18 protein-coding genes are annotated in these 20052 nt (G+C 64.0%); 13 read left to right on the plus strand and 5 right to left on the minus strand.

Features of this window, described 5'->3' with window-relative positions; genetic code table 11:
* Positions 1–318 precede the first annotated feature (318 nt).
* Together BX591_RS34490 and BX591_RS34495 are read right to left on the minus strand one after the other, a co-directional pair.
* Positions 319–1569 carry an MFS transporter gene (locus BX591_RS34490; protein ID WP_111935781.1) on the minus strand — a complete coding sequence of 417 codons (1251 nt, stop codon included), beginning with the start codon at positions 1567–1569 and terminating at the stop codon, positions 319–321.
* The gene (locus tag BX591_RS34495) at positions 1566–2522 is read right to left on the minus strand and encodes a PRC-barrel domain-containing protein (protein ID WP_111935782.1); all 957 of its coding nucleotides are present in this window, start codon (positions 2520–2522) and stop codon (positions 1566–1568) included. The genes BX591_RS34490 and BX591_RS34495 overlap by 4 nt, the downstream gene beginning before the upstream one ends.
* 471 nt (positions 2523–2993) lie before the next feature.
* Here BX591_RS34495 and BX591_RS34500 point away from each other — a divergent pair, with 471 nt between their 5' ends.
* From BX591_RS34500 to BX591_RS34515, 4 genes are all read left to right on the plus strand, one after another.
* Positions 2994–4376 (plus strand): NCS2 family permease, encoded by a 1383-nt coding sequence (locus tag BX591_RS34500; RefSeq protein ID WP_111935783.1) that lies wholly within the window; start codon positions 2994–2996, stop codon positions 4374–4376.
* 313 nt (positions 4377–4689) lie between these two features.
* On the plus strand, positions 4690–5112 hold the full coding sequence (locus BX591_RS34505) for an ArsR/SmtB family transcription factor (RefSeq protein WP_111935784.1): 423 nt from the start codon (positions 4690–4692) through the stop codon (positions 5110–5112).
* On the plus strand, positions 5022–5450 hold the full coding sequence (locus tag BX591_RS34510) for an SRPBCC family protein (RefSeq protein WP_111935785.1): 429 nt from the start codon (positions 5022–5024) through the stop codon (positions 5448–5450). Before BX591_RS34505 ends, BX591_RS34510 begins: the two co-directional genes overlap by 91 nt.
* 62 nt (positions 5451–5512) lie before the next feature.
* Entirely contained in the window at positions 5513–6253 is a 741-nt protein-coding gene (locus tag BX591_RS34515; RefSeq protein ID WP_111935786.1) for a DUF899 domain-containing protein, read from the plus strand.
* Positions 6254–6297: 44 nt separating this feature from the next.
* Here the strand turns inward: BX591_RS34515 and BX591_RS34520 are convergent, their stop codons facing one another.
* Positions 6298–7161: a helix-turn-helix transcriptional regulator gene (locus BX591_RS34520; protein ID WP_111935787.1), complete on the minus strand. Its 864-nt coding sequence runs from the start codon at positions 7159–7161 to the stop codon at positions 6298–6300.
* Between the two features lie 405 nt (positions 7162–7566).
* Between BX591_RS34520 and BX591_RS34525 the strand changes: the two genes are divergently transcribed.
* A complete protein-coding gene (locus tag BX591_RS34525; protein WP_111935807.1) occupies positions 7567–8400 on the plus strand; it encodes a carbon-nitrogen hydrolase family protein in 834 nt (277 codons plus the stop codon).
* 151 nt (positions 8401–8551) lie between these two features.
* Positions 8552–9907, plus strand: coding sequence for an APC family permease (locus BX591_RS34530; RefSeq protein ID WP_111935788.1), 1356 nt, complete (start codon positions 8552–8554; stop codon positions 9905–9907).
* A gap of 106 nt (positions 9908–10013) precedes the next feature.
* Here the strand turns inward: BX591_RS34530 and BX591_RS34535 are convergent, their stop codons facing one another.
* Both BX591_RS34535 and BX591_RS34540 read right to left on the minus strand, forming a co-directional pair.
* Positions 10014–10196: a hypothetical protein gene (locus BX591_RS34535; protein WP_035551199.1), complete on the minus strand. Its 183-nt coding sequence runs from the start codon at positions 10194–10196 to the stop codon at positions 10014–10016.
* 156 nt (positions 10197–10352) lie between these two features.
* Complete coding sequence (locus BX591_RS34540) at positions 10353–11249, minus strand: NAD-dependent epimerase/dehydratase family protein (RefSeq protein ID WP_111935789.1); 897 nt, start codon at positions 11247–11249, stop codon at positions 10353–10355.
* Between the two features lie 125 nt (positions 11250–11374).
* Between BX591_RS34540 and BX591_RS34545 the strand changes: the two genes are divergently transcribed.
* From BX591_RS34545 to BX591_RS34575, 7 genes are all read left to right on the plus strand, one after another.
* Positions 11375–12271 carry a LysR family transcriptional regulator gene (locus tag BX591_RS34545; protein WP_111935790.1) on the plus strand — a complete coding sequence of 299 codons (897 nt, stop codon included), beginning with the start codon at positions 11375–11377 and terminating at the stop codon, positions 12269–12271.
* A 341-nt stretch (positions 12272–12612) separates the two neighbouring features.
* Positions 12613–14136 (plus strand): histidine ammonia-lyase, encoded by a 1524-nt coding sequence (gene hutH, locus BX591_RS34550; RefSeq protein WP_111935791.1) that lies wholly within the window; start codon positions 12613–12615, stop codon positions 14134–14136.
* A 71-nt stretch (positions 14137–14207) separates the two neighbouring features.
* Positions 14208–14903: a histidine utilization repressor gene (hutC, locus tag BX591_RS34555; RefSeq protein WP_105509819.1), complete on the plus strand. Its 696-nt coding sequence runs from the start codon at positions 14208–14210 to the stop codon at positions 14901–14903.
* 66 nt (positions 14904–14969) lie between these two features.
* Positions 14970–16658 (plus strand): urocanate hydratase, encoded by a 1689-nt coding sequence (gene hutU / locus BX591_RS34560; RefSeq protein WP_111935792.1) that lies wholly within the window; start codon positions 14970–14972, stop codon positions 16656–16658.
* A 2-nt stretch (positions 16659–16660) separates the two neighbouring features.
* Positions 16661–17317: a HutD/Ves family protein gene (locus tag BX591_RS34565; RefSeq protein WP_111935793.1), complete on the plus strand. Its 657-nt coding sequence runs from the start codon at positions 16661–16663 to the stop codon at positions 17315–17317.
* Between the two features lie 85 nt (positions 17318–17402).
* Positions 17403–18614, plus strand: coding sequence for an imidazolonepropionase (hutI, locus tag BX591_RS34570; RefSeq protein ID WP_111935794.1), 1212 nt, complete (start codon positions 17403–17405; stop codon positions 18612–18614).
* 31 nt (positions 18615–18645) lie between these two features.
* Positions 18646–20043 (plus strand): formimidoylglutamate deiminase, encoded by a 1398-nt coding sequence (locus tag BX591_RS34575; RefSeq protein ID WP_111935795.1) that lies wholly within the window; start codon positions 18646–18648, stop codon positions 20041–20043.
* The last annotated feature ends 9 nt before the right edge of the window (positions 20044–20052 follow it).

Consider the following 20052-nt stretch of genomic DNA (forward strand, 5'->3'; position numbering starts at 1 on the left):
CTGAGAGGCCACAGTACGTTTCTTTTTCATGATCGGCATATCCATGATATTCATCCTTCATGATATGCCTCGCCCACAAAATCACGGATAGGTCCATTCCAGATGCACCACCACCCATCGCGAACCACGGAACCCACTTATGAGCTGGCGGTGTGAGCCGCTTTCTTTTGCCTCCTTTTCTTTGCGGCAGGCAAAGAAAAGGAGGTGCCCCCCGCACAGGGGGATCGCTAATAGACCACTAACAAAGCAAGGAAAGGCCAACACCATAGAGACCACACCCGATGCGCCGCAAAAAGCAAAACCCGCCATCGGCGCCACTCACCGAACAGCCTCCCCATCCGCCACCCCACCCGAACCCTCAACCCCAACAGCATCCCGAGTCTCGGGCATAGCCGCCCAAACCAGCAAAACCGCCAGCGCCCCGGCAGCCGCAAGCCCAAAAAAGCTAACCGCATTCCCAAAGTGATCAGCCACAAACCCCGCAGCGGTCGTACTCAGCGTAGCCCCAATCCCCGCAGCCAAGCCAAACAACCCGATGCAAAGGTTGTAGCGCCCCTTATCGCCGGCAACATCCGCCGCGATCAGCGGCAACATCACACCGAAAACCGCAGCACTCAACCCATCGAGCATCTGCACCGGCACCAGCAAATACGGGCTGGAAATCCCGGCAAACAGCAGCGCCCGAATCGGCAACGCCGAAAACCCCAACAACAGAATCGGCCTGCGCCCCCATCGCTCGGCAGAGCGCCCCACCCACGGCGACATCATCGCCACGATCGCCTGCGGCACGATGATGCACGCGGCAATCACGAGCTGCACGTTATCGCCCATGCCGGCCGTCACTTCGCCCGCGGCAAGATTCAACATCGCCGCATTCGACAAATGGAACAGCACGATACACGCCGCGAACAGCAACATCCGCTTGTCGCGCAACAGCGCGCGCAAACTCTCGCGCCGCTCGATCTGTTTCGGCGTTGGGCCGGCCTTCGGCAATTCGATCGTGTCGGTGCGCTGGATCATCGCCAGCGCGAACAGGGCGGGCACGGCCAGCGCAGCGGTCAGCCAGAACACCGCGCGCGGCGAATAGTATTCGCCGAAGACACCCATCAGCCCCGCGGCGACCGCACTGCCGATCGACGCCCAACGCGCATTGCGCCCCAGCCGGTCGCCGAGATTCGCCCGCCCGACCAACGCGAACGAAATCGCCGCCAGCGCCGGTGTCAGCATGCAACTCGCAAAGCCATGGAACACTTCGGCGGCGATCACCGGCAGCACGGTCGGACTCACGGCGAGCAGCACCGCGCTCAGAATGATCGCGAAGATCGCCCACGCGGCTGCGCCCTTCTTGTTGCGCAGGGCATCGACAGCGGCGCCGCCCGGCACCTGGCTCACCATCGCGCTGATCGTGCCCACCGAAAGCGCCATGCCGATCTCGCCCTGGGTCCACTTGTGCGACGCCAGATACGACGCGATGAACGGCCCGAACCCCGTCTGCACATTGGCGACGAAAAAATTCATCCAGTCGAGTGCGCGAAGACTGCGCGTGGTCACCAAAGTACGGCCGCTCATCGGGCCGCCCGTGCATTGGAACCTGCCGTGGCGGAAGCCGTCGCCGCGGGGGGCGCGGTAACCGCAGCGGGAGCCGGCGGCGGCGCGGGCGACACGGCGCGCACCGGTTTGTCGCTCGCGTATGGCGGCGTCGCGTTGATCTGCGCGTCGCTCAGATCGATCTGCGGATGCAGTTCCTTGTCTTTCGTGACGAAGTGCAGCGCCGACCAGTTCGCGGCAATCGTGCGGCGTTCGGTGCTGACCATGCCGTTGACGTCGAGCACGACCGCCTGCGGCTGCGCATTGCCGTCGATCAGCACGTCGATCACACGACCCACCTTGGCGCCGTTCGCGCGTTCGACCGTGGCGTCGATCAGCGGCAGTTGCACGCTAGCCGGTTTGGCGGCATTGGCCGGCACGGCGGCCGCGTTGAGGGTGATCGGCGCGGTCTTCGCGCTCGGCGTGAAGCGGAACGCGCTCCACGGGAAGTTCACCTTGCGGTCGCCCACGCCCAGGAAGCCCTGCAGATTCACGACCATCTCGCGCGGCTTGCCGGCCGCGTCCGCGATCAGATCGACCGCGCGGCCGACCACCTTGCCGTCGGGCTTCTGCACTTCGCTATCGAGCAGCGTGCGCGCCTCGCTGCGCTCGATCGTGCGCAACACGATCAGCGGCGCGGGCGTCGGAGGAGGCGGCGGCGTGACGACGACGGGCGGCGGCGGCTCGACCTTGCGCGGCTTGACGATCGGCTTCGGCGGTTTTTTCGGCTGCTCGGGGCGGGCTGCCTCGGTTTCGACCGGCTCGGGTTCGGAGGCCGCCACCGGCGCGCTGGCCGGCTCGACAGGCATCACCGTGGCGTCGACGATCGGCGCCTGCTGCGGGCCCCACAGCAGGCTGCAACCGGACAGCGCGAACAGCGCGAACAGAGCAAGAATCGGCAAACGCCAGGCAGGACGCGAGAAACCGCCACTCATCAAGAAGGACTCCATGGGCCAGTGCGAACGGCGGCCAGAGGTCGAAAAAGGCCGCCACAGTGAAGACATGAATGGGCCAGAGTGTAACCCGCGACGTCGGACACCCCCGCTTTTGCAGGTCATTCGACAGGTGTGCCGATAGCAGGGTTCGTGCCGCGCAGGAAGTTTCATCTGTAGATTGCGTGCGGTTTTTTTGCCGGCCGAACGCTTTAAAACCCATTCACATCTTCATGACAAGGCGTAGGTGTAAACGCTTGGCCCGGCCGCCCGGTTTGCCGCTGGGTAAAAGATATAAGCGTCTCGACATGTCCGGCATGCCATTCATGCGATGGGAGACATATTTGTGTTGCCCTACATTTCGAGACAGCAAAAAACGACGACATCCCCCAATAAACCAACTCAACGAGACGAGACCCTGATGGCGCCCGCAGTGACGGTCGCTTCAGTACGCTGATAAAGGAGGCACTCATCATGATGGAACCCCACGCCCAACCGATTTCCGAGGTCGCCGTCGAATCATTCGACGGCAAGGGCTTTCTCGACCGCTACTTCGAGATCTCTTCGCGCGGCAGTTCGCAGCGCCAGGAAATCGTCGCGGGCATTACGACCTTCCTCGCGATGGTCTACTCCGTGTTCGTCGTGCCGGGCATGCTCGGACGCGCGGGTTTCGACACCAGCGCCGTGTTTGTCGCCACGTGTCTGACGACGGCCTTCGGCTCGCTGCTGATGGGCATCTGGGCGCGCCTGCCGATCGCCATCGGCTGCGCGATTTCGTTGACGGCCTTCACGGCATTCGGTCTCGTGCTCGGCAAAGGCCTGCATCCGAACGTCGCGCTCGGCGCAGTGTTCCTGATGGGCGTCGTGTTCACCACGATCTCGGTGACCGGCGTGCGTTCGTGGATTCTGCGCAATCTGCCCAACGGCATCGCGCACGGCACGGGGATCGGCATCGGCCTGTTCCTGCTGCTGATCGCCGCGAACGACGTGGGCCTCGTCGTGAAGAATCCGGGCGCTGGCTTGCCGGTCGCGCTGGGCAATATCACGGCCTTGCCGGCGATCATGTCGGTGGCGGGTCTCGCCGCGATCTTCGGTCTGGTGCGCCGTCGCGTGCCGGGTTCGATCCTGATCGTGATCATCGTGATCTCGACGGCCGCCTTCTTCATCGATCCGGCCATGTCGTTCCACGGCGTGTTCGCGGTGCCGTCGCTGAGCGCGCCGGGCCACGCTTCGCTGATCGGCGCGATGGACATCAAGGGTGCGTTGTCGATGGCGGTTCTGCCTAGCGTGCTGGCTCTCGTGATGACCGCGGTGTTCGACGCGACCGGCACGATCCGCGCCGTCGCAGGGCAAGCGGGTCAGCTCGACGAAAACGGCCGCATCATCAACGGCGGCCGCGCCTTGACGGCCGATTCGCTGAGCTCGATTTTCTCGGGTCTGCTCGGCGGCGCACCGGCAGCGGCATATATCGAATCGACGGTCGGCGTGGCAGCCGGCGCGAAGACCGGTATGGCGGCAGCGGTGGTTGGTTTGCTGTTCCTCGTGGTCATGTTCTTCTCGCCGCTGGCTGGTCTCGTGCCTTCGTATGCGACGGCCCCGGCACTGATGTACGTGGGTCTGCTGATGCTGTCGAATGTCAGCAAGCTGCATATGGACGACATGGTCGATTCGATGTCGGGCCTGATGTGCGCGGTGTTCATCGTGCTGACCGCCAACATCGTGACGGGCATCATGCTCGGTTTCGCGACGCTGGTGATCGGTCGCGTGGTCAGCGGCGAATATCGCAAGCTGAACGTCGGGACGGTGGTGATCGCGGTCGTGCTGGTCGGGTTCTATCTCGGCGGCTGGGCGATCTGATCGTCCGCGCGGGCCTCGTTCAGCGAGTCTCACGGTTTGAAATAATTTGCAGTAGCGCGAGAGCGGGGCGGTTTTTTTCAGGCCGCCCGGCTCGAACGTGTAGTCGGTTGTTCTCCACCTTGACGCGGTACGTCGCAGGGCTTTATCTGCGATGTGCCGCGTATCTTTTTCTCCGCGTTGTCGTTGTCCCCGCCGTTTGCTCTCGCGTTTCTTCCCGCGCTTCTTCCAGGGTTTCTTGCAGACTCAATCAGCTCCGTCGAGAAAATCCCCACCCGTCCTTGACTTTCTGACTTGTGTTTCTAAACTTAACCTCATGGTTAAGTTTAATGAAGCCCTACTCGATCGCACCTTCGCGGCGCTCTCCGATCCCACGCGGCGCGCGTTGCTCACGCGTCTGTCCGGGCGTGAACTATCGATCAGCGAACTCGCCGAGCCGTTTGCCATGTCTTTGCCGGCCGTGATGAAACACCTCGACGTGCTGTCGGAAGCCGGTCTGATCACCCGCAGCAAGACCGGGCGAACGGTGGCGTGCCGTCTCGCGGCCGGACCGATGGAGGACGCGATGACGTGGCTCAGCCGTTATCAGCGTTTCTGGTCGGCATCGCTCGCTGGTCTCGTCGCTTTCGTCGAACCGGAGGAAGTCCCATGTCCGCCCACGCCAGCCTCACCCTCCAGCGGCGTCTCAACGCCACGCCCGCGAAAGTCTTCCGCGCCTGGACGGAACCGGCGCAACTGATCAGGTGGATGAATCCCGGCGACACGCCGGTGGTGCGCGCCGAACTGGATGCACGCGTCGACGGCCGCTACTCGATCGTGTATCGCAAGGCGGATGGCCGCGAGCTCGAGGCGAATGGCCAGTATCTGGAGGTGGTCCCGGATCGCAAGCTCGTGTTCACCTGGCGATGGCGTCACGACGCGGAACATGAATCGCTGGTCACGGTGCTGCTGGAGCCGGATGGCGACGCCACGTGGCTGACGCTCACGCACCAGCGCTTCACCGACGAAGCGCAGGCCGACGATCATCGTCGTGGCTGGTCGGGTGGGCTCGATTCGCTGGAACGCTATTTCGCCTGAGCGCGCCTGAATGGGTTGGACGTATCTGATTCAGCCTGCACCTTGCAGGAAAGGAGACGCAAATGGAGCCGCAGCACCGGATTGGATCGAGAGAGGAATGGCTGGCCGCGAGCCGTGCGCTACTGGTCGAAGAGAAGGCGCATATGCGCGCCGGCGACGAGCTCGCGCGCAAACGCCGCGAGTTGCCTTGGGTCAAGGTCGATAAGACGTATGGGTTCGATACCCTGCAGGGGCGCAAGACGCTGGCCGGGTTGTTCGACGGACGCAGCCAGTTGATCGTTTACCACTTCATGCTGGGGCCGGATTGGGAGGAGGGCTGCGTGGGCTGCTCGTTCGTGTCCGATCATATGACCGGCATCGTCACGCATCTCGAGCATCACGACGTGTCGTACGTGACCGTCTCGCGCGCGCCGCTCGCGAATATCGAGGCGTTCAGAAAACGCATGGGCTGGGCGTTTCCGTGGGTGTCGTCGAACGGCAGCGATTTCAATTTCGACTATCACGTGTCGTTCACACCCGAAGAGGTGGCGAGCAGAAAGGCGTTCTACAACTTCACCGAGACCGATGTCGGGATCGACGAACTGCACGGCCACAGCGTCTTCTACAAAGATGAACGCGGCGACGTCTACCACACGTATTCCTGCTACGGCCGCGGCGACGAACGGTTCATCAACACCTACGCCCATCTCGACGTCACGCCGAAAGGCCGCGAGGAAACGACAGGCATGACGGACTGGCTCAGGCATCACGACCGCTACGAAGATGAAAAACCCAGCGGTGGTTGTGCGGCGTGCGGTACGTGATATAGCACGCTTCGACTCGACTAGACTCGACTCAAGCGGAGCCGTCAGGCACCCTGACGTCCCGCGTCGTAAAACAACGCGAACAGCTCCGACTGCGAGTTGACGTTGAGTTTCGTATAGATATGCTTCTTGTGCGCGCGCACCGTCTCGAACGAGATGGCGAGTTTCTCCGCGATTGCGCGTGTCGAAAACCCGCTCAAGGTCAGCATGGCCACTTCGACTTCGCGCGCGGTGAGCGCGGCGCGGCCGCCTGCCGACGCGACCTGCGCGAACCGTGCCGCGTAAGCGGGGGTGTCCGCCGGCGTGTCCGCCTGCAAGGGGATCTGCGCTGCGCTGTCGGCCAGGTTCTCGCCGAACTGCGCTGGCAACGGCGGCGCGTCGAACGTTTCATAAGGCAAACGCTGCCGCAACAACGCGATCACCCATGGCGCGCACAGCGCGAGCACGGCAAGATCGCGCTCGCCGTATCGCTGCGTCGCGCCCAGCGAAAACGCGAGCGTGTGCCGGGCGTCGATCATGTAGTTGAAATGCACCTCGTCGCCCACGATGTTTTTCCTGAAGTACCGCTGGTAGTACTCGGTCATCGAAAAGTTGTCGGGCGCGACGTCGGCGAGCGTGACGAAGCCCGAGGCGGGTTTGTCGGTGGCGGCGATATAGAACGGATCGAGTTGATACAGTGCGGCCAGGTAGTCCTGGAACATCGCGTCGACGGCGCCGTCCGGTGTGGGCGATTCGGCGCATACGAGCGGCGCTTCGCCGGGCGTGAAGCGTAACGCGACCCAGTTGTCGAACGCGACGTAGCGTTCGAGCGCGCGCGTGAGGCGTGTCCAGAATTGCGCGCTATCGAGCGCTTCGATAACCGCGCCGATCTCGCGATGAAAGGCCAGATCGCGCCATTCGAGTTCCATGCGTGCTCCGATGAGGGTAACCCAGCAGGGTAATTACGAACAAAAATATGTCTGGTAATAATAGGCCCAAGCTGGTCGTGGGCGGCTGATATGAGACGCGGTGTAACGCGGAGACGCAATAGCTCGCGGCAATCTTCATGGGACTGGAGTAAGCGCTGAAGCGCTAACTCTGGTCGACCGCAACAAGTGCATGGGATCAGAGTAAGCGCTGAAGCGCTAACTCTGGTCGACCGCAACAAGTGCATGGGACCAGAGTAAGCGCTGAAGCGCTAACTCTGGTCGACCGCAACAGGTTGCATGGGATCAGAGTAAGCGCTAAAGCGCTAACTCTGATCGACCGCAACAAGTGCATGGGACCAGAGTAAGCGCTAAAGCGCTAACTCTGGTCGACACGGAGACACAATGATTCAACTTGAACTCGCGCAAATCCCCATCGTGGACGGCGCAACCGGCGTGAGCGGCGCGAACGTGCAACGCGTGCTGCACACCATCGGCCAGCGCGCGGCCGGCACCGATCTCATCGTGTTCCCGGAAACCACGCTGTCGGGTTTCCCGACGCGTCACAACATCCGCACGGTAGCGGAGCCGATCGACGGTCCTTCTCTCACCGCAGTGCGCCAGGCGGCGCGCGAAGCGCGCGTGGCGGTGGCCGTAGGCCTCGCCGAGCGCGACGGCAGCCGCTTTTTCAACACCACGGTACTGGTCGACGAATACGGCGAAATCGCGCTGCGTTATCGCAAGACCCACCTGTGGGCGTCGGACGTCGGCGTGTTCGAACCGGGCGAGCGCTTCGAGGTGTGCAGCTTCAAAGGCCTGAGCGTCGGCCTGCTGATCTGCTACGACATCGAATTTCCCGAAACGGCGCGCGCGGTCGCGTCGCTAGGCGCGGATCTGCTGATCGTGACCAACGGCAACATGGACCCGTTCGGGCCGGTGCATCGTCGCGCGATCGTTGCGCGCGCAATGGAAAACCAGATGTTCGCCGCGCTCGTCAATCGTATCGGTTCGGGCGACGACAACCTCTCGTTTCCCGGCGAGTCGGCCTTGATCGATCCGTTCGGCGACGTGGTGTGCGACGCGGGCCAGCAGGAAACCGTGCTGCGGGCCACGCTCGACCGCACGCGTCTGGAAGGCGCGCGTGAACACTACCGCTATCTGCACGACGCACGTATCGCCCTCGATCTCGCCACCGAAGACGGCGAAGACGGCCAGCGTGCACGCGTGATTCGCACGCGTTAAGGCCCATCGCGACCCAGCGCGGCGCGTCGATAACAAGAAAAACCCCGCGCGAATTCCGCGCATCCCGCAAGTCTGAACGACCCGGCTCGACCGGGGTGCGCCGCACATCGCGCCCTGGCGACGCTTGCCCATTTGCATGAGGAGACACCGCATGACTTCATCATCCGCCGCCGAACCCGCGGCCTCACAGAACACGCATCTGAAACGCACGCTCGGCCTGCCGTCGGTCCTGCTATTCGGCCTCGCCTACATGGCGCCGCTGATCGTCTACGGCACCTACGGCGTGCTGGCAAGCGCGAGCAACGACACCGCGGCGCTCGCCTATCTGATCGCGCTGATCGCGATCGCCTTCACCGCGCTCAGCTACGGCAAACTCGCGCGGCTCTTCCCGGTGGCCGGTTCGGCCTATACGTACACGCGTAAAAGCTTCAACCCGCACCTCGGTTTCATGATCGGCTGGGCGACTTTGCTCGACTATTTTTTCCTGCCGATGGTGATCTGGCTGATCGGCGCCGCGTATCTTAGCGCCGCGTTTCCACACATTCCGAGCTGGATCTGGATCGTCGCGTTTATCGTGCTGACCAGTGCGCTGAACATTCTCGGCATCGAACTGGCGAACCGCTTCAACATCGTGCTGATGGTCGTGCAACTGGCGATCGTCGCGCTGTTCGTCGTGCTGTGCTGCCATTACGTGACGGCCGCATCCGGTCCCGGCGGCCTGTTGTCGGTCGAACCGTTCTTCAAACCGCACGTGCCGTTTTCGGCGACCATGGCGGGCGCCGCGATTGCCGCCTACTCGTATCTCGGCTTCGACGCGGTGTCGACGCTCACCGAAGAAACCGTTGCGCCTGAGAAGACCATGCCGCGCGCCATTGTGCTGATCGCCCTGATCGGCGGCGCGATCTTCGTGATAGCGGCCTACACGGTGCAGCTCGCGCATCCTGGCGCGGTCTTCAAGGACCCGGATTCCGCGGCCTTCGAAGTGGCGCGCAAAGTGGGCGGCGATCTGTTCGTGACGGTGTTTCTGGCCGGCTTGATTCTCGCGCAGTTCGCGTCGGGTATTTCGGCGCAGGCGAGCGTGGGGCGTCTGCTGTATGCGATGGGGCGCGACGAAGTGCTGCCGAAGCGCATCTTCGGTTTCGTGCATCCGAAGTTCAAGACGCCGGCGCTGAACATCGCGATCGCGGGCGCGATCGGTCTCGTGGCGTTGAAACTCGATGTGGCGACCTCGACCTCGTTCATCAACTTCGGCGCGTTTCTCGCGTTCACCGCGGTCAACCTGTGCGTAATCCGTCAGTTCTTCAACGCGAAGGGTACGGCGAATGCGATGGGGATTGTCGGCGGCCTGCTGTTTCCGCTGGCCGGCGCGATCGCCGACGTGTGGCTGCTGGTGAGTCTCGAGAAGACCGCGCTGGTGCTCGGGGCGGTGTGGTTCGTGCTCGGCCTGTGCTATCTCGGCTGGATTACGCGCTGGTTTCGCGAGGCGCCGCCGGAAGTCGCGGTGTGATGTAAGCGTGGGTGCGCTCGCGTGGATAGCGTAGCCGCCGTGATGGGCCCATCAAGCCCGTGGAAAAGCGTACGACGCCGCATTGCGCGGCGTCATGCTCGAATGCTCAAAGCGCCATGTCGAAAGCGGGCTTGAGAAACAGTTCCATGGCCATCACGGCGAGGCCCATTGCGGCCGCCGCCAGCGTCAACGTGCCGTACTCGTCGTAGCGTGCATCGTAAAGACACGCCACGACGAAGAGTATCGCCAGCAGGTTCGTCAGCCAGTCGAAATTCAGCGCCAAAGTCATCGATCAAATCCGGGCTCAGGGGCGACTCGCAGAATCGAATCGCACGATCAGTTGAGCGCGATTCTAGCGAGGTGAGCTTACGAATTCGCAACGGCGCCGCTTACACGGATTACGTTTTCGCGGGGGGACGTCCCGAAGAAAATCCCGCCCGGGCCATCACATCATGTCGTGCTCGATCCAGTCGATCACCGAGCTGCGCTTCGGCTGCCAGCCGAGCAGTTTGCGTGCGCGCACACCGCGCACGCGGCTGTTCGAACCGAGGCCGTACGAGGCCATTTCGTAGCCCCATTCCTTCTGTGCTTCGTCGAGCGGCCAGTCTTGCGGGTCGCCGAGTTTCATCGCGCGCGCGATAGCCGCGCTCATGTCGCGGAACGACGCTTCGCCGCTTTCGACAAAATAGAACGTGCCGGCCGGCGTTTTCTCGAGCGCGAGTCGATACAGTTCGGCGACGTCGTCGATATGCACGTTCGACCAGATGTTGCCGCCGCTGCCCACATGACGCACCACGCCGCTCTTCTGCGCCTGCCGCACGAGGCGCGGCAACTGCACGCTGGCGCTGCCCGGCACCGCGCCGTGACCATAGATCAGCGTATTGCACAGCACCGCCGAGCGGATGTTCTGGCGCGCGGCGTCGAGCACGAGCTGATCGATCGCGACGCGCGCCGCTTTGTCGGCGGTCGGTGTGGGCAGCGCGTCTTCGTGATAGATGCGCGACTGGCCCGCTTCGCCACCCGACGCATCGCCGACGATGCTCGATCCGCTGGTATGCAGCAACACCTTGCCGGAACCGGCGAGTCCCTCGATCAACGCTTTCACCGCGCCTTCATGGTCGCTGCTGGCGGCGTTGATGACCGCGTCCGCGGCTTGCGCTTCGGCGCTCAGCAGCGCGCGGTCGTCGAGCGTGCCGATTACCGGCTCGATGCCGAGGCGTTGCAATTCAGCGGCCTGGTCGGGATTGCGGATCAGGCCGCGCACGCCGTGGCCGGCGCGCGCCAGATGCGCTGCAATCGACCCGCCGATAAAACCGCTTGCGCCTGTAATGAAGATCTTCAAGACGTTCTCCTGGTAGAGCCTGGTTGATCCTGGTTGGAAACACGATGACAGGCAGCCAGTATCCGTCGTCTGGATTCTCGCAAAAAGCGTGTTAGTCTCAAATCAATCTTGACTTGAAATCAACAATGAAAACGTCCACGGATGAGCTGCTGGTGTTCGTCACCGTGATCGACAGCGGTTCGATCACCCAGGCAGCGGAGAAGCTGGAGCAGACGGTGTCCGGCGTGAGCCGCGCGCTCTCGCGCCTTGAACAGAAGCTCGACACCGCGCTGGTGCGGCGCACGACTCGCCGCCTGCAACTGACCGAAGAGGGCGAGGCGTTCCTGCAGCGCGCCCGGGCGATTCTCGCGGCGCTGGAAGAGGCCGAGGAATCGGTCACGCGCGGACGAGGGCGGCCTTCCGGGCGCTTGCGGGTGGACGCGGCGTCGCCGTTCATGCTCCATTGCGTCGCGCCGCATATGAAGGCGTTTTCCGCGCTGTATCCGGACGTGCGTCTGGAGTTGACCAGCAACGAGCGGATCGTCGATCTGCTGGAGCAGAAGGTGGATATCGCGATCCGGATCGGCGCGCTGCAGGATTCGACGCTGCATGCGCGCGCGTTGGGCAGCAGCAAACTGCGGGTGCTCGCGAGCCCGGCGTATCTGGCCGAATATGGCGAGCCGAAGTCGGTGGAGGCGTTGCGCGCGCATCGATTGATCGGTTTCACGGCGCCGGAGCATTTGAACCGCTGGCCGTTGCGCGAAGGGCGCAAGGCCGGCGCCGAGTCGTTCCGGATCGAACCGTCGATCACCGCGTCGAGCGGCGAAACCTTGCGGCAACTGGTGTTGTCGGGCTGGGGCGTGGCCTGTCTGGCCGACTTCATGACCGCCGCCGACGTGCGCGACGGCCGCCTCGTGCCGATTCTCGGCAACCTGCTGCGCGACGAGCGGCAGCCGGTGAGCGCGGTGTACTACCAGAGCGCGTCGTTGACCGGGCGCGTGCAGTGCTTTCTGGACTTCATGGCGGCGCGCGTGAAGCTTTAGCGGCGCGTTTCGCGTTGTGCGTTCAGCCGGCTCTCCTATAACTCTTGCATTGGAGCGGCAGTTGGGCGGTGTGCCTGTCTGGTCAGGTTTGAAGCCGCCGCATGGCGGCTTTTTGTCCACTTGGCGCGTCGTATTTTGGACGTGTATATACAAGTCAGGCATGACGGGAACGGCTCACATGCAAGACAGGCCATCGCCCGACACGGCCGGCGTCCGCGACACTATGCCGGATAGCGCTTGCCCTAATGGAAACTCCCAGGCCCGGACGATTAAAAACAAGTTGTATATACAAGACCGTCCCGCTAGACTTGTCTCAAATTGTATAGACAGGAACACACACCATGATGATTCTGAAGCCCGGCCACCTGACCCTCCCGCAATTGCGCCAGATCGCTCGCGAGCACGTCGCGCTGCAACTCGATCCCGCCAGCCACGCCGCCATCGACGCCTGCGCGCAAGCCGTTGCCGATATCGCCGCGAAGGGCGAGCCGGCCTACGGCATCAACACCGGTTTCGGGCGCCTCGCCAGCACGCATATTCCGCACGACCAGCTCGAACTGCTGCAACGCAATCTGGTGCTGTCGCATGCGGTCGGTGTGGGTGAGCCGATGTCGCGTCCGGTGGTGCGTCTGCTGATCGCGCTGAAGCTGTCCAGCCTCGGCCGCGGCCACTCGGGCATTCGCCGCGAAGTGATGGAGGCGCTGATCACGCTGTATAACGCCGACGTCCTGCCGGTGATTCCGGTCAAGGGCTCGGTCGGCGCATCGGGCGACCTCGCGCCGCTCGCGCACATGTCGGCGACGCTGCTCGGGGTCGGCGAAGTGTTCGCGAAGGGCGAGCGCATGGCCGCGACCGAAGGCCTCGCGCTGGTCGGCCTCAAGCCGCTCACGCTGCAAGCCAAGGAAGGCCTCGCGCTACTGAACGGCACGCAGGCGTCGACCGCGCTCGCGCTCTACAACATGTTCGCGATCGAAGACCTGTACCGCACCGCGCTGGTGGCGGGCGCTTTGTCGGTGGACGCGGCGGCTGGTTCGGTCAAGCCGTTCGACGCACGCATTCACGAACTGCGCGGCCATCAAGGCCAGATCGACGCGGCCACGGCTTACCGTGCGCTGCTCGACGGTTCGGGCATCAACGTCTCGCATGCCGATTGCGACAAGGTGCAGGACCCGTACAGCCTGCGCTGCCAGCCGCAAGTCATGGGCGCGTGTCTGGACCAGATGCGCCACGCCGCCAACGTGCTGCTGCTCGAAGCCAACGCGGTCTCCGACAATCCACTGATTTTCCCGGACACCGGCGAAGTGCTGTCGGGCGGTAATTTCCACGCCGAGCCGGTCGCGTTCGCCGCCGACAATCTCGCGCTCGCCGCCGCCGAAATCGGTGCGTTGGCCGAGCGCCGCATCGCGCTGCTGATCGACGCGACGCTGTCGGGTCTGCCGCCGTTCCTCGTGCGCGACGGTGGCGTGAATTCGGGCTTCATGATCGCTCACGTGACGGCCGCTGCGTTGGCGTCGGAAAACAAGACGCTCGCGCATCCGGCTTCGGTGGACTCGCTGCCCACGTCCGCGAACCAGGAAGACCACGTGTCGATGGCGACGTTCGCCGCGCGCAAGCTCGGCGATATCGCCGAAAACACCGCGAACATCCTGTCGATCGAATTGCTCGCCGCCGCCCAAGGTGTCGATCTGCGCGCGCCGCACAGGACCAGCCCGAGCCTGCAAAAAGTGATGGACGTGGTGCGCAAGGACGTCGCGCATTACGAACTCGATCACTACTTCGCGCCGGATATCGCGGCGGTCACGAAGCTCGTGCAGAACGGCACGATCGCGAAGCTCAGCCCGTTCGCGTTCGTCTCCGAGCAGTAAGCCACAGGTACGCACCCGACTTGCAAAATTCGCTCACGCAATCCACTCACGCATTCAAGCCGAGCACGTCAATGAACGCACCCGCCTATCAGGGTATCAAGGACTTCATCCTCGCGCGCATTCACGCGGGCGAATGGGCTGAAGGCGACCAGGTGCCGTCGGAAAACGAACTCGCGCGTGAGTTCAGCGTGGCGCGTATGACGGTGAACCGCGCGTTGCGCGAGTTGACCTCGGAGCAGGTGCTCACGCGGGTGCAGGGGTCGGGCACGTTCGTGGCGCGCCCCAAGTACGAATCGACGCTGGTGGCGATCCGTAGTATTTCCGACGAGATCGTCGCGCGCGGTCATCGCTATCAGGCGAAGGTGCTGCACATCGGCGCAAGCATTGCCGACGCCGCGCTCGCCGAGGAGATGCAGGTGAGCGCCGGCAGCCCGGTGTTTCATTCGCGCGTGCTGCATTTCGAAAACGACGAACCGGTGCAACTCGAAGAACGTTGGGTCAATCCGGCGGTGGCGCCCGAATACGCGCTGCAGGACTTCACCAACACCACGCCGAACCAGTATCTCGTGCGGGTGGCGCCGCTGCAGCGCGTCGAGTACCGCATCGAGGCGCTGGCCGCCGACGCCGACACGCGCGAGCTTTTGACCATGGACGAACTCGAACCGTGCCTCGTGCTGCACCGGCGCACGTGGTCGCAAAGCCAGGTCGCGTCGATCGCGAATCTCTGGCATCCCGGCAGCCGCTATCGCTTCACCGGACATTTCTGATTCACCGTTTCCCCGACTCCTTTTCCGAACCTCTCCCGACCATCTTCAAGCTTTCCGAGGGCCATCATGAACAACCCGAAGCATATCGACCCGCGTCTCGATCCCACCCGCACCATCCGTGCTCCGCGCGGCGCGGAAAAGACCTGCAAGACCTGGATCGCGGAAGCGGCGTACCGGATGATCCAGAACAATCTGGACCCGGAAGTCGCCGAGCATCCGCATGCGCTGGTCGTGTACGGCGGTATTGGCCGGGCCGCGCGCAACTGGAATTGTTTCGATCAGATCCTCGCGTCGCTGAAAGATCTGAATGAAGACGAAACCCTGCTGATCCAGTCGGGCAAGCCGGTCGGCGTGTTCCGCACGCATGCCGACGCGCCGCGCGTGCTGCTGGCAAATTCGAATCTGGTACCGCATTGGGCGACGTGGGAACACTTCCACGAACTCGACCGCAAGGGCCTGATGATGTACGGGCAGATGACGGCGGGTAGCTGGATCTATATCGGCAGCCAGGGGATCGTACAGGGCACCTACGAGACCTTCTTCTCGGTGGCGAACCAGCATTTCAACGGCGACCCGAAAGGCCGCTGGATCCTCACCGGCGGTCTCGGCGGCATGGGCGGCGCGCAGCCGCTCGCGGCCACCATGGCAGGCTTCTCGATGATCGCGGTGGAATGCGACGAGACCCGTATCGACTTCCGTCTGAAGACGCGCTACGTCGATAAAAAAGCGCGGACGCTCGACGAAGCGCTCGCCATGCTCGACGCAGCGAAGCAGGCCGGCAAGCCGGTGTCGATCGGTCTGGTAGGCAATGCGGTCGACGTGTTCGCCGAATGCGTGGCGCGCGGCATCACGCCGGACTGCGTGACCGATCAGACCAGCGCGCACGATCCGATTCACGGCTACCTGCCGCAAGGCTGGACGGTGGAAGATTGGCGCGAACGCATGAAGACCGCGCCTGACACCATCGTCACGCCGGCCAAGCAATCCATGGCCAGGCAGGTGCAAGCCATGCTGACGCTGCAGGAACGCGGCGCGGCCACGCTCGACTACGGCAACAACATTCGCCAGATGGCGCTGGAAATGGGCGTGGAAAACGCGTTCGATTTCCCGGGCTTCGTGCCGGCCTATATCCGCCCGCTGTTTTGCGAAGGCAAGGGCCCGTTCCGTTGGGTCGCGCTGTCGGGCGATCCGGAAGATATCTACAAGACCGACGCGAAGGTCAAGGAATTGATCCCCGACGATCCGCATCTGCACAACTGGCTCGACATGGCGCGCGAACGGATCGCGTTCCAGGGTCTGCCGGCGCGGATCTGCTGGGTCGGCGTAAAGGACCGTTATCGTCTGGGTCAGGCGTTCAATGAAATGGTCAGGAACGGTGAGCTGAAAGCGCCGATCGTGATCGGCCGCGACCACCTCGACACCGGCTCGGTGGCGAGCCCGAATCGCGAAACCGAATCGATGAAAGACGGCTCCGACGCAGTCAGCGACTGGCCGCTGCTCAACGCGCTGCTGAATACGGCAGGCGGCGCGTCGTGGGTGTCGCTGCATCATGGCGGCGGCGTCGGCATGGGCTTTAGCCAGCACTCAGGTGTGGTGATCGTCGCGGACGGCACGGATGCCGCGAAGGAGCGCCTCGGCCGCGTGCTGTTCAACGATCCGGCGACCGGCGTGATGCGTCACGCGGATGCGGGTTATGAACTCGCGCAGGAAACCGCACGCGAGGCGGGTCTGCATCTGCCGATGCTGGGCCGTTGAACATGGCTGACGTCGGCAGCATGGCCAGCGTCACGCTGATTCGCGGCGCCGACCTCGTGGCGGCGTCGTGGAAGAACGGCGGCGGCGTCACGCGTGAAGTGGCGGCAGTGCCCGAGCAGGCGGGACTCGATAGTTTCGTGTGGCGCGTGAGCATTGCCGATGTCGCGCAAGCGGGGCCGTTCTCGCGTTTCGCGGGCATCGATCGCACGCTCGTGCTGTTGTCCGGCGCGGGCATGATGCTCGATGAAATCGCCGAGCCGGGAAATGAGCGGGAGGGCGAAGCGGCATCGAGCGGCGTCGCAAATGTCGCGAAGACGCATGCGTTGACGCAGCCGCTCGACCTTGCGCGCTTCGCCGGCGAGACCGCGATCGACGCGCGCCTCGTCGACGGCGCCACGCGCGACTTCAATCTGATGGTGCGACGTGGCGCCGCGCGCGGCGAAGTCGAGGTCTGGCGCGGCACGACACAACACGCTTTATCCGCCGACGTCGTGTTGCTGTACTGCGCTGAAGGCGCCGTATCGGTGAGCCTCGGCGATGCGGCCGCGCAGCCGCTCGCCACCGGCGACACGCTGCGCGTCAACGCGCCGGACGCGCTGCACTGCGCGGTTCAAGGCGCGGGCGCCTTGCTCACAATCCGCCTCCACTACGAACGATGACGACGTTTCGCGGGCCCGCGCCGCGATATCCAGGCGCGCGCACGCGAACCACCACAGACACGCAACGAGCTGCAACGAGCACGCGATGAAGCAAACCGTCTGGCATCACCTGAAACTGTGCCCGCAGGGCAATCCTCACCATACGCTGTCCGACGCCGCGATCGCTGTCGAAGCCGGCCAGATCGTCTGGCTCGGCACGGCTGCCGAACTCCCCGAGCAGTACGCCGCCTGGCCGCGCGAAGATCTGCACGGCGCCTGGGTCACGCCAGGGCTCGTGGATTGCCACACGCATCTGGTCTACGGCGGCCAGCGCGCGGATGAATTCGCGCAGCGGCTCGCGGGCGTCGGCTATGAAGAAATCGCGCGGCAGGGCGGCGGCATCGTCTCGACGGTGCGCGCCACGCGTGCCGCGGACGAAGCGTCGCTATTCGCGCAATCGGCTGCGCGGCTCGAACCGTTGCTCGCCGAAGGCGTGACGGCGATCGAAATCAAATCCGGCTACGGCCTCGACCTCGCCAGCGAGCGCAAGATGTTGCGCGTCGCGCGTCAATTGGGCGAACGCTATCCGGTAACGGTCTATACGACGTTTCTCGGCGCCCATGCGTTGCCGCCCGAATTCGCGGGCCGCGCTGACGCCTATATCGACGAAGTCTGCAACGCGATGCTGCCCGCGCTCGCCGACGAAGGTCTCGTCGACGCGGTCGACGTATTCTGCGAGCGCATCGGTTTTTCGCTGGAACAAAGCGAGCGCGTGTTCAACGCCGCGGAGCGTCACAAGCTGCCGGTGAAGATGCACGCCGAACAGTTGTCGAACGGTGGCGGCACGGCATTGGCCGCGCGCCATCGTGCGCTGTCCGCGGATCACCTCGAATTTCTCGACGAAGCCGGCATCGCCGCGATGAAAGCGTCCGGCACGGTTGCCGTGCTGCTGCCGGGCGCGTACTACTTCATCCGCGAGACGCAACTGCCGCCGCTGGATTTGCTGCGGCGCTACGAGGTGCCGATCGCGATCTCGACCGATAGCAATCCGGGCACGTCTCCCACCACGTCGCTGCTGCTGATGATGAACATGGCGACCACGCTGTTCCGCATGACCGTGCCCGAGGTGCTGCAAGGCGTGACCACGCATGCGGCGCGTGCGCTCGGCAAAGCCGACACGCACGGTTCGCTGGCGGTGGGGCGTGCGGCGGATTTCGCGGTGTGGTCGGTCGACTCGCTGGCCGAGCTGGTTTACTGGATTGGCCGTCCGTTGTGCGCGCGAGTGGTGCGCGCAGGCGAGACCGTTTATACCCGTTAATACGCGCGTGAATTGAGCCAGGGCCTGAGAGATGACACAAGTAAATCAATCGCTGTTCGCCGAGCACGCGTACCTGCCGGATGGTTGGCACCGCAACGTGTTGCTGGAGTGGGACGCAAGCGGCACGCTGACGGCAGTCACACCGGATACCTCGGCTGTACCTGCCGGCGTGCGCCAAGCCGTCGGTCCGGTGCTGCCTGGCATGCCGAACCTGCATTCGCACGCATTCCAGCGCGCGATGGCGGGCCTCACCGAATATCGCGCCGCATCTGGCGCAGGTGCCACCGACAACTTCTGGAGCTGGCGCGACCTGATGTACCGCTTCGCCGCCCGCATCACGCCGGAGGGCCTCGCCGCGGTCGCGCAGTGGCTGTACATCGAAATGCTGAAGGCGGGTTATACGTCGGTGTGCGAGTTTCACTACGTGCATCACACGACGGACGGCAGCCCCTACGCGAATCACGCTGAACTCGCGCAACGCGTGGTGGACGCGGCGTCGGCGAGCGGCATCGGCATGACGATGCTGCCGGTGCTGTACCAGTACAGCGGCTTCGGCTCGCGCGCGCCGCGCGAGGATCAGCAGCGCTTCATCAATACGCCGGAGAGTCTGCTCGATCTGCTCGGCACGTTGCGCGCAGCACGTCCTGAAAGCGCGGCGTTGCGCTACGGCGTGGCGCCGCATTCGTTGCGCGCGGTTTCGGCGGATTCGCTGCGTACGTTACTCGGCGGGATCGATGCGAACGCACCGGTTCACATCCACATCGCCGAACAGACCGCCGAGGTCGACGCGTGCGTCGAAACCGAAGGTGCGCGCCCGGTGCAATGGCTGCTGGATCGCTTCGATGTCGACAGTCGCTGGTGCCTCGTGCACGCGACGCATGTCGATGCGAACGAAACGCTCGCGCTCGCGAAAAGCGGTGCGGTAGCCGGTTTGTGTCTGACCACCGAGGCGAATCTCGGCGATGGCCTGTTCCCGGCGCAAGAGTACCTGAACGCGCAAGGCCGCATCGGCATCGGCTCGGACAGCCATATCGGCGTCGACTGGCGTGCGGAATTGCGTCTGCTCGAATACGGCCAGCGTTTGACGCGCCGGCAACGCAACGTGCTGGCGTCAGCGCAGTCCACGCATGTGGCAGACCGTTTGTTCGACGCCGCGCTCGACGGCGGCGCGCAGGCCACGGGCCGCGCGGTCGGCGCATTGCAGGCAGGCCGTCGCGCGGACTGGCTGGTGCTCGACGCGGACCACGCGAGCATCGCCGAACATGCGCCGGGCGCATGGCTGTCGGGCGTTGTATTCTGCGAGCATGGCGAAACGCCGGTGCGCGACGTCTATGCGGGCGGCGTGCAGGTGGTCGAGAACCGCCGGCATCGCGACGAAGAGGGCGCTTACGCGCGCTATCGCGTGGCGCTCGCCGATCTGCTCAAATGACTGGCACAC

Origin of the sequence: Paraburkholderia bryophila (assembly GCF_003269035.1) — a bacterium.
GTDB lineage: Bacteria > Pseudomonadota > Gammaproteobacteria > Burkholderiales > Burkholderiaceae > Paraburkholderia > Paraburkholderia bryophila.

Coding starts and splice junctions, on each gene's coding strand:
- BX591_RS34490 (WP_111935781.1), bottom strand. CDS start 1,569: ATGAGCGGCCGTACTTTGGTGACCACGCGCAGTCTTCGCGCACTCGAC.
- BX591_RS34495 (WP_111935782.1), bottom strand. CDS start 2,522: ATGAGTGGCGGTTTCTCGCGTCCTGCCTGGCGTTTGCCGATTCTTGCT.
- BX591_RS34500 (WP_111935783.1), top strand. CDS start 2,994: ATGATGGAACCCCACGCCCAACCGATTTCCGAGGTCGCCGTCGAATCA.
- BX591_RS34505 (WP_111935784.1), top strand. CDS start 4,690: ATGGTTAAGTTTAATGAAGCCCTACTCGATCGCACCTTCGCGGCGCTC.
- BX591_RS34510 (WP_111935785.1), top strand. CDS start 5,022: ATGTCCGCCCACGCCAGCCTCACCCTCCAGCGGCGTCTCAACGCCACG.
- BX591_RS34515 (WP_111935786.1), top strand. CDS start 5,513: ATGGAGCCGCAGCACCGGATTGGATCGAGAGAGGAATGGCTGGCCGCG.
- BX591_RS34520 (WP_111935787.1), bottom strand. CDS start 7,161: ATGGAACTCGAATGGCGCGATCTGGCCTTTCATCGCGAGATCGGCGCG.
- BX591_RS34530 (WP_111935788.1), top strand. CDS start 8,552: ATGACTTCATCATCCGCCGCCGAACCCGCGGCCTCACAGAACACGCAT.
- BX591_RS34535 (WP_035551199.1), bottom strand. CDS start 10,196: ATGACTTTGGCGCTGAATTTCGACTGGCTGACGAACCTGCTGGCGATA.
- BX591_RS34545 (WP_111935790.1), top strand. CDS start 11,375: ATGAAAACGTCCACGGATGAGCTGCTGGTGTTCGTCACCGTGATCGAC.
- hutH (WP_111935791.1), top strand. CDS start 12,613: ATGATGATTCTGAAGCCCGGCCACCTGACCCTCCCGCAATTGCGCCAG.
- hutC (WP_105509819.1), top strand. CDS start 14,208: ATGAACGCACCCGCCTATCAGGGTATCAAGGACTTCATCCTCGCGCGC.
- hutU (WP_111935792.1), top strand. CDS start 14,970: ATGAACAACCCGAAGCATATCGACCCGCGTCTCGATCCCACCCGCACC.
- BX591_RS34565 (WP_111935793.1), top strand. CDS start 16,661: ATGGCTGACGTCGGCAGCATGGCCAGCGTCACGCTGATTCGCGGCGCC.
- hutI (WP_111935794.1), top strand. CDS start 17,403: ATGAAGCAAACCGTCTGGCATCACCTGAAACTGTGCCCGCAGGGCAAT.
- BX591_RS34575 (WP_111935795.1), top strand. CDS start 18,646: ATGACACAAGTAAATCAATCGCTGTTCGCCGAGCACGCGTACCTGCCG.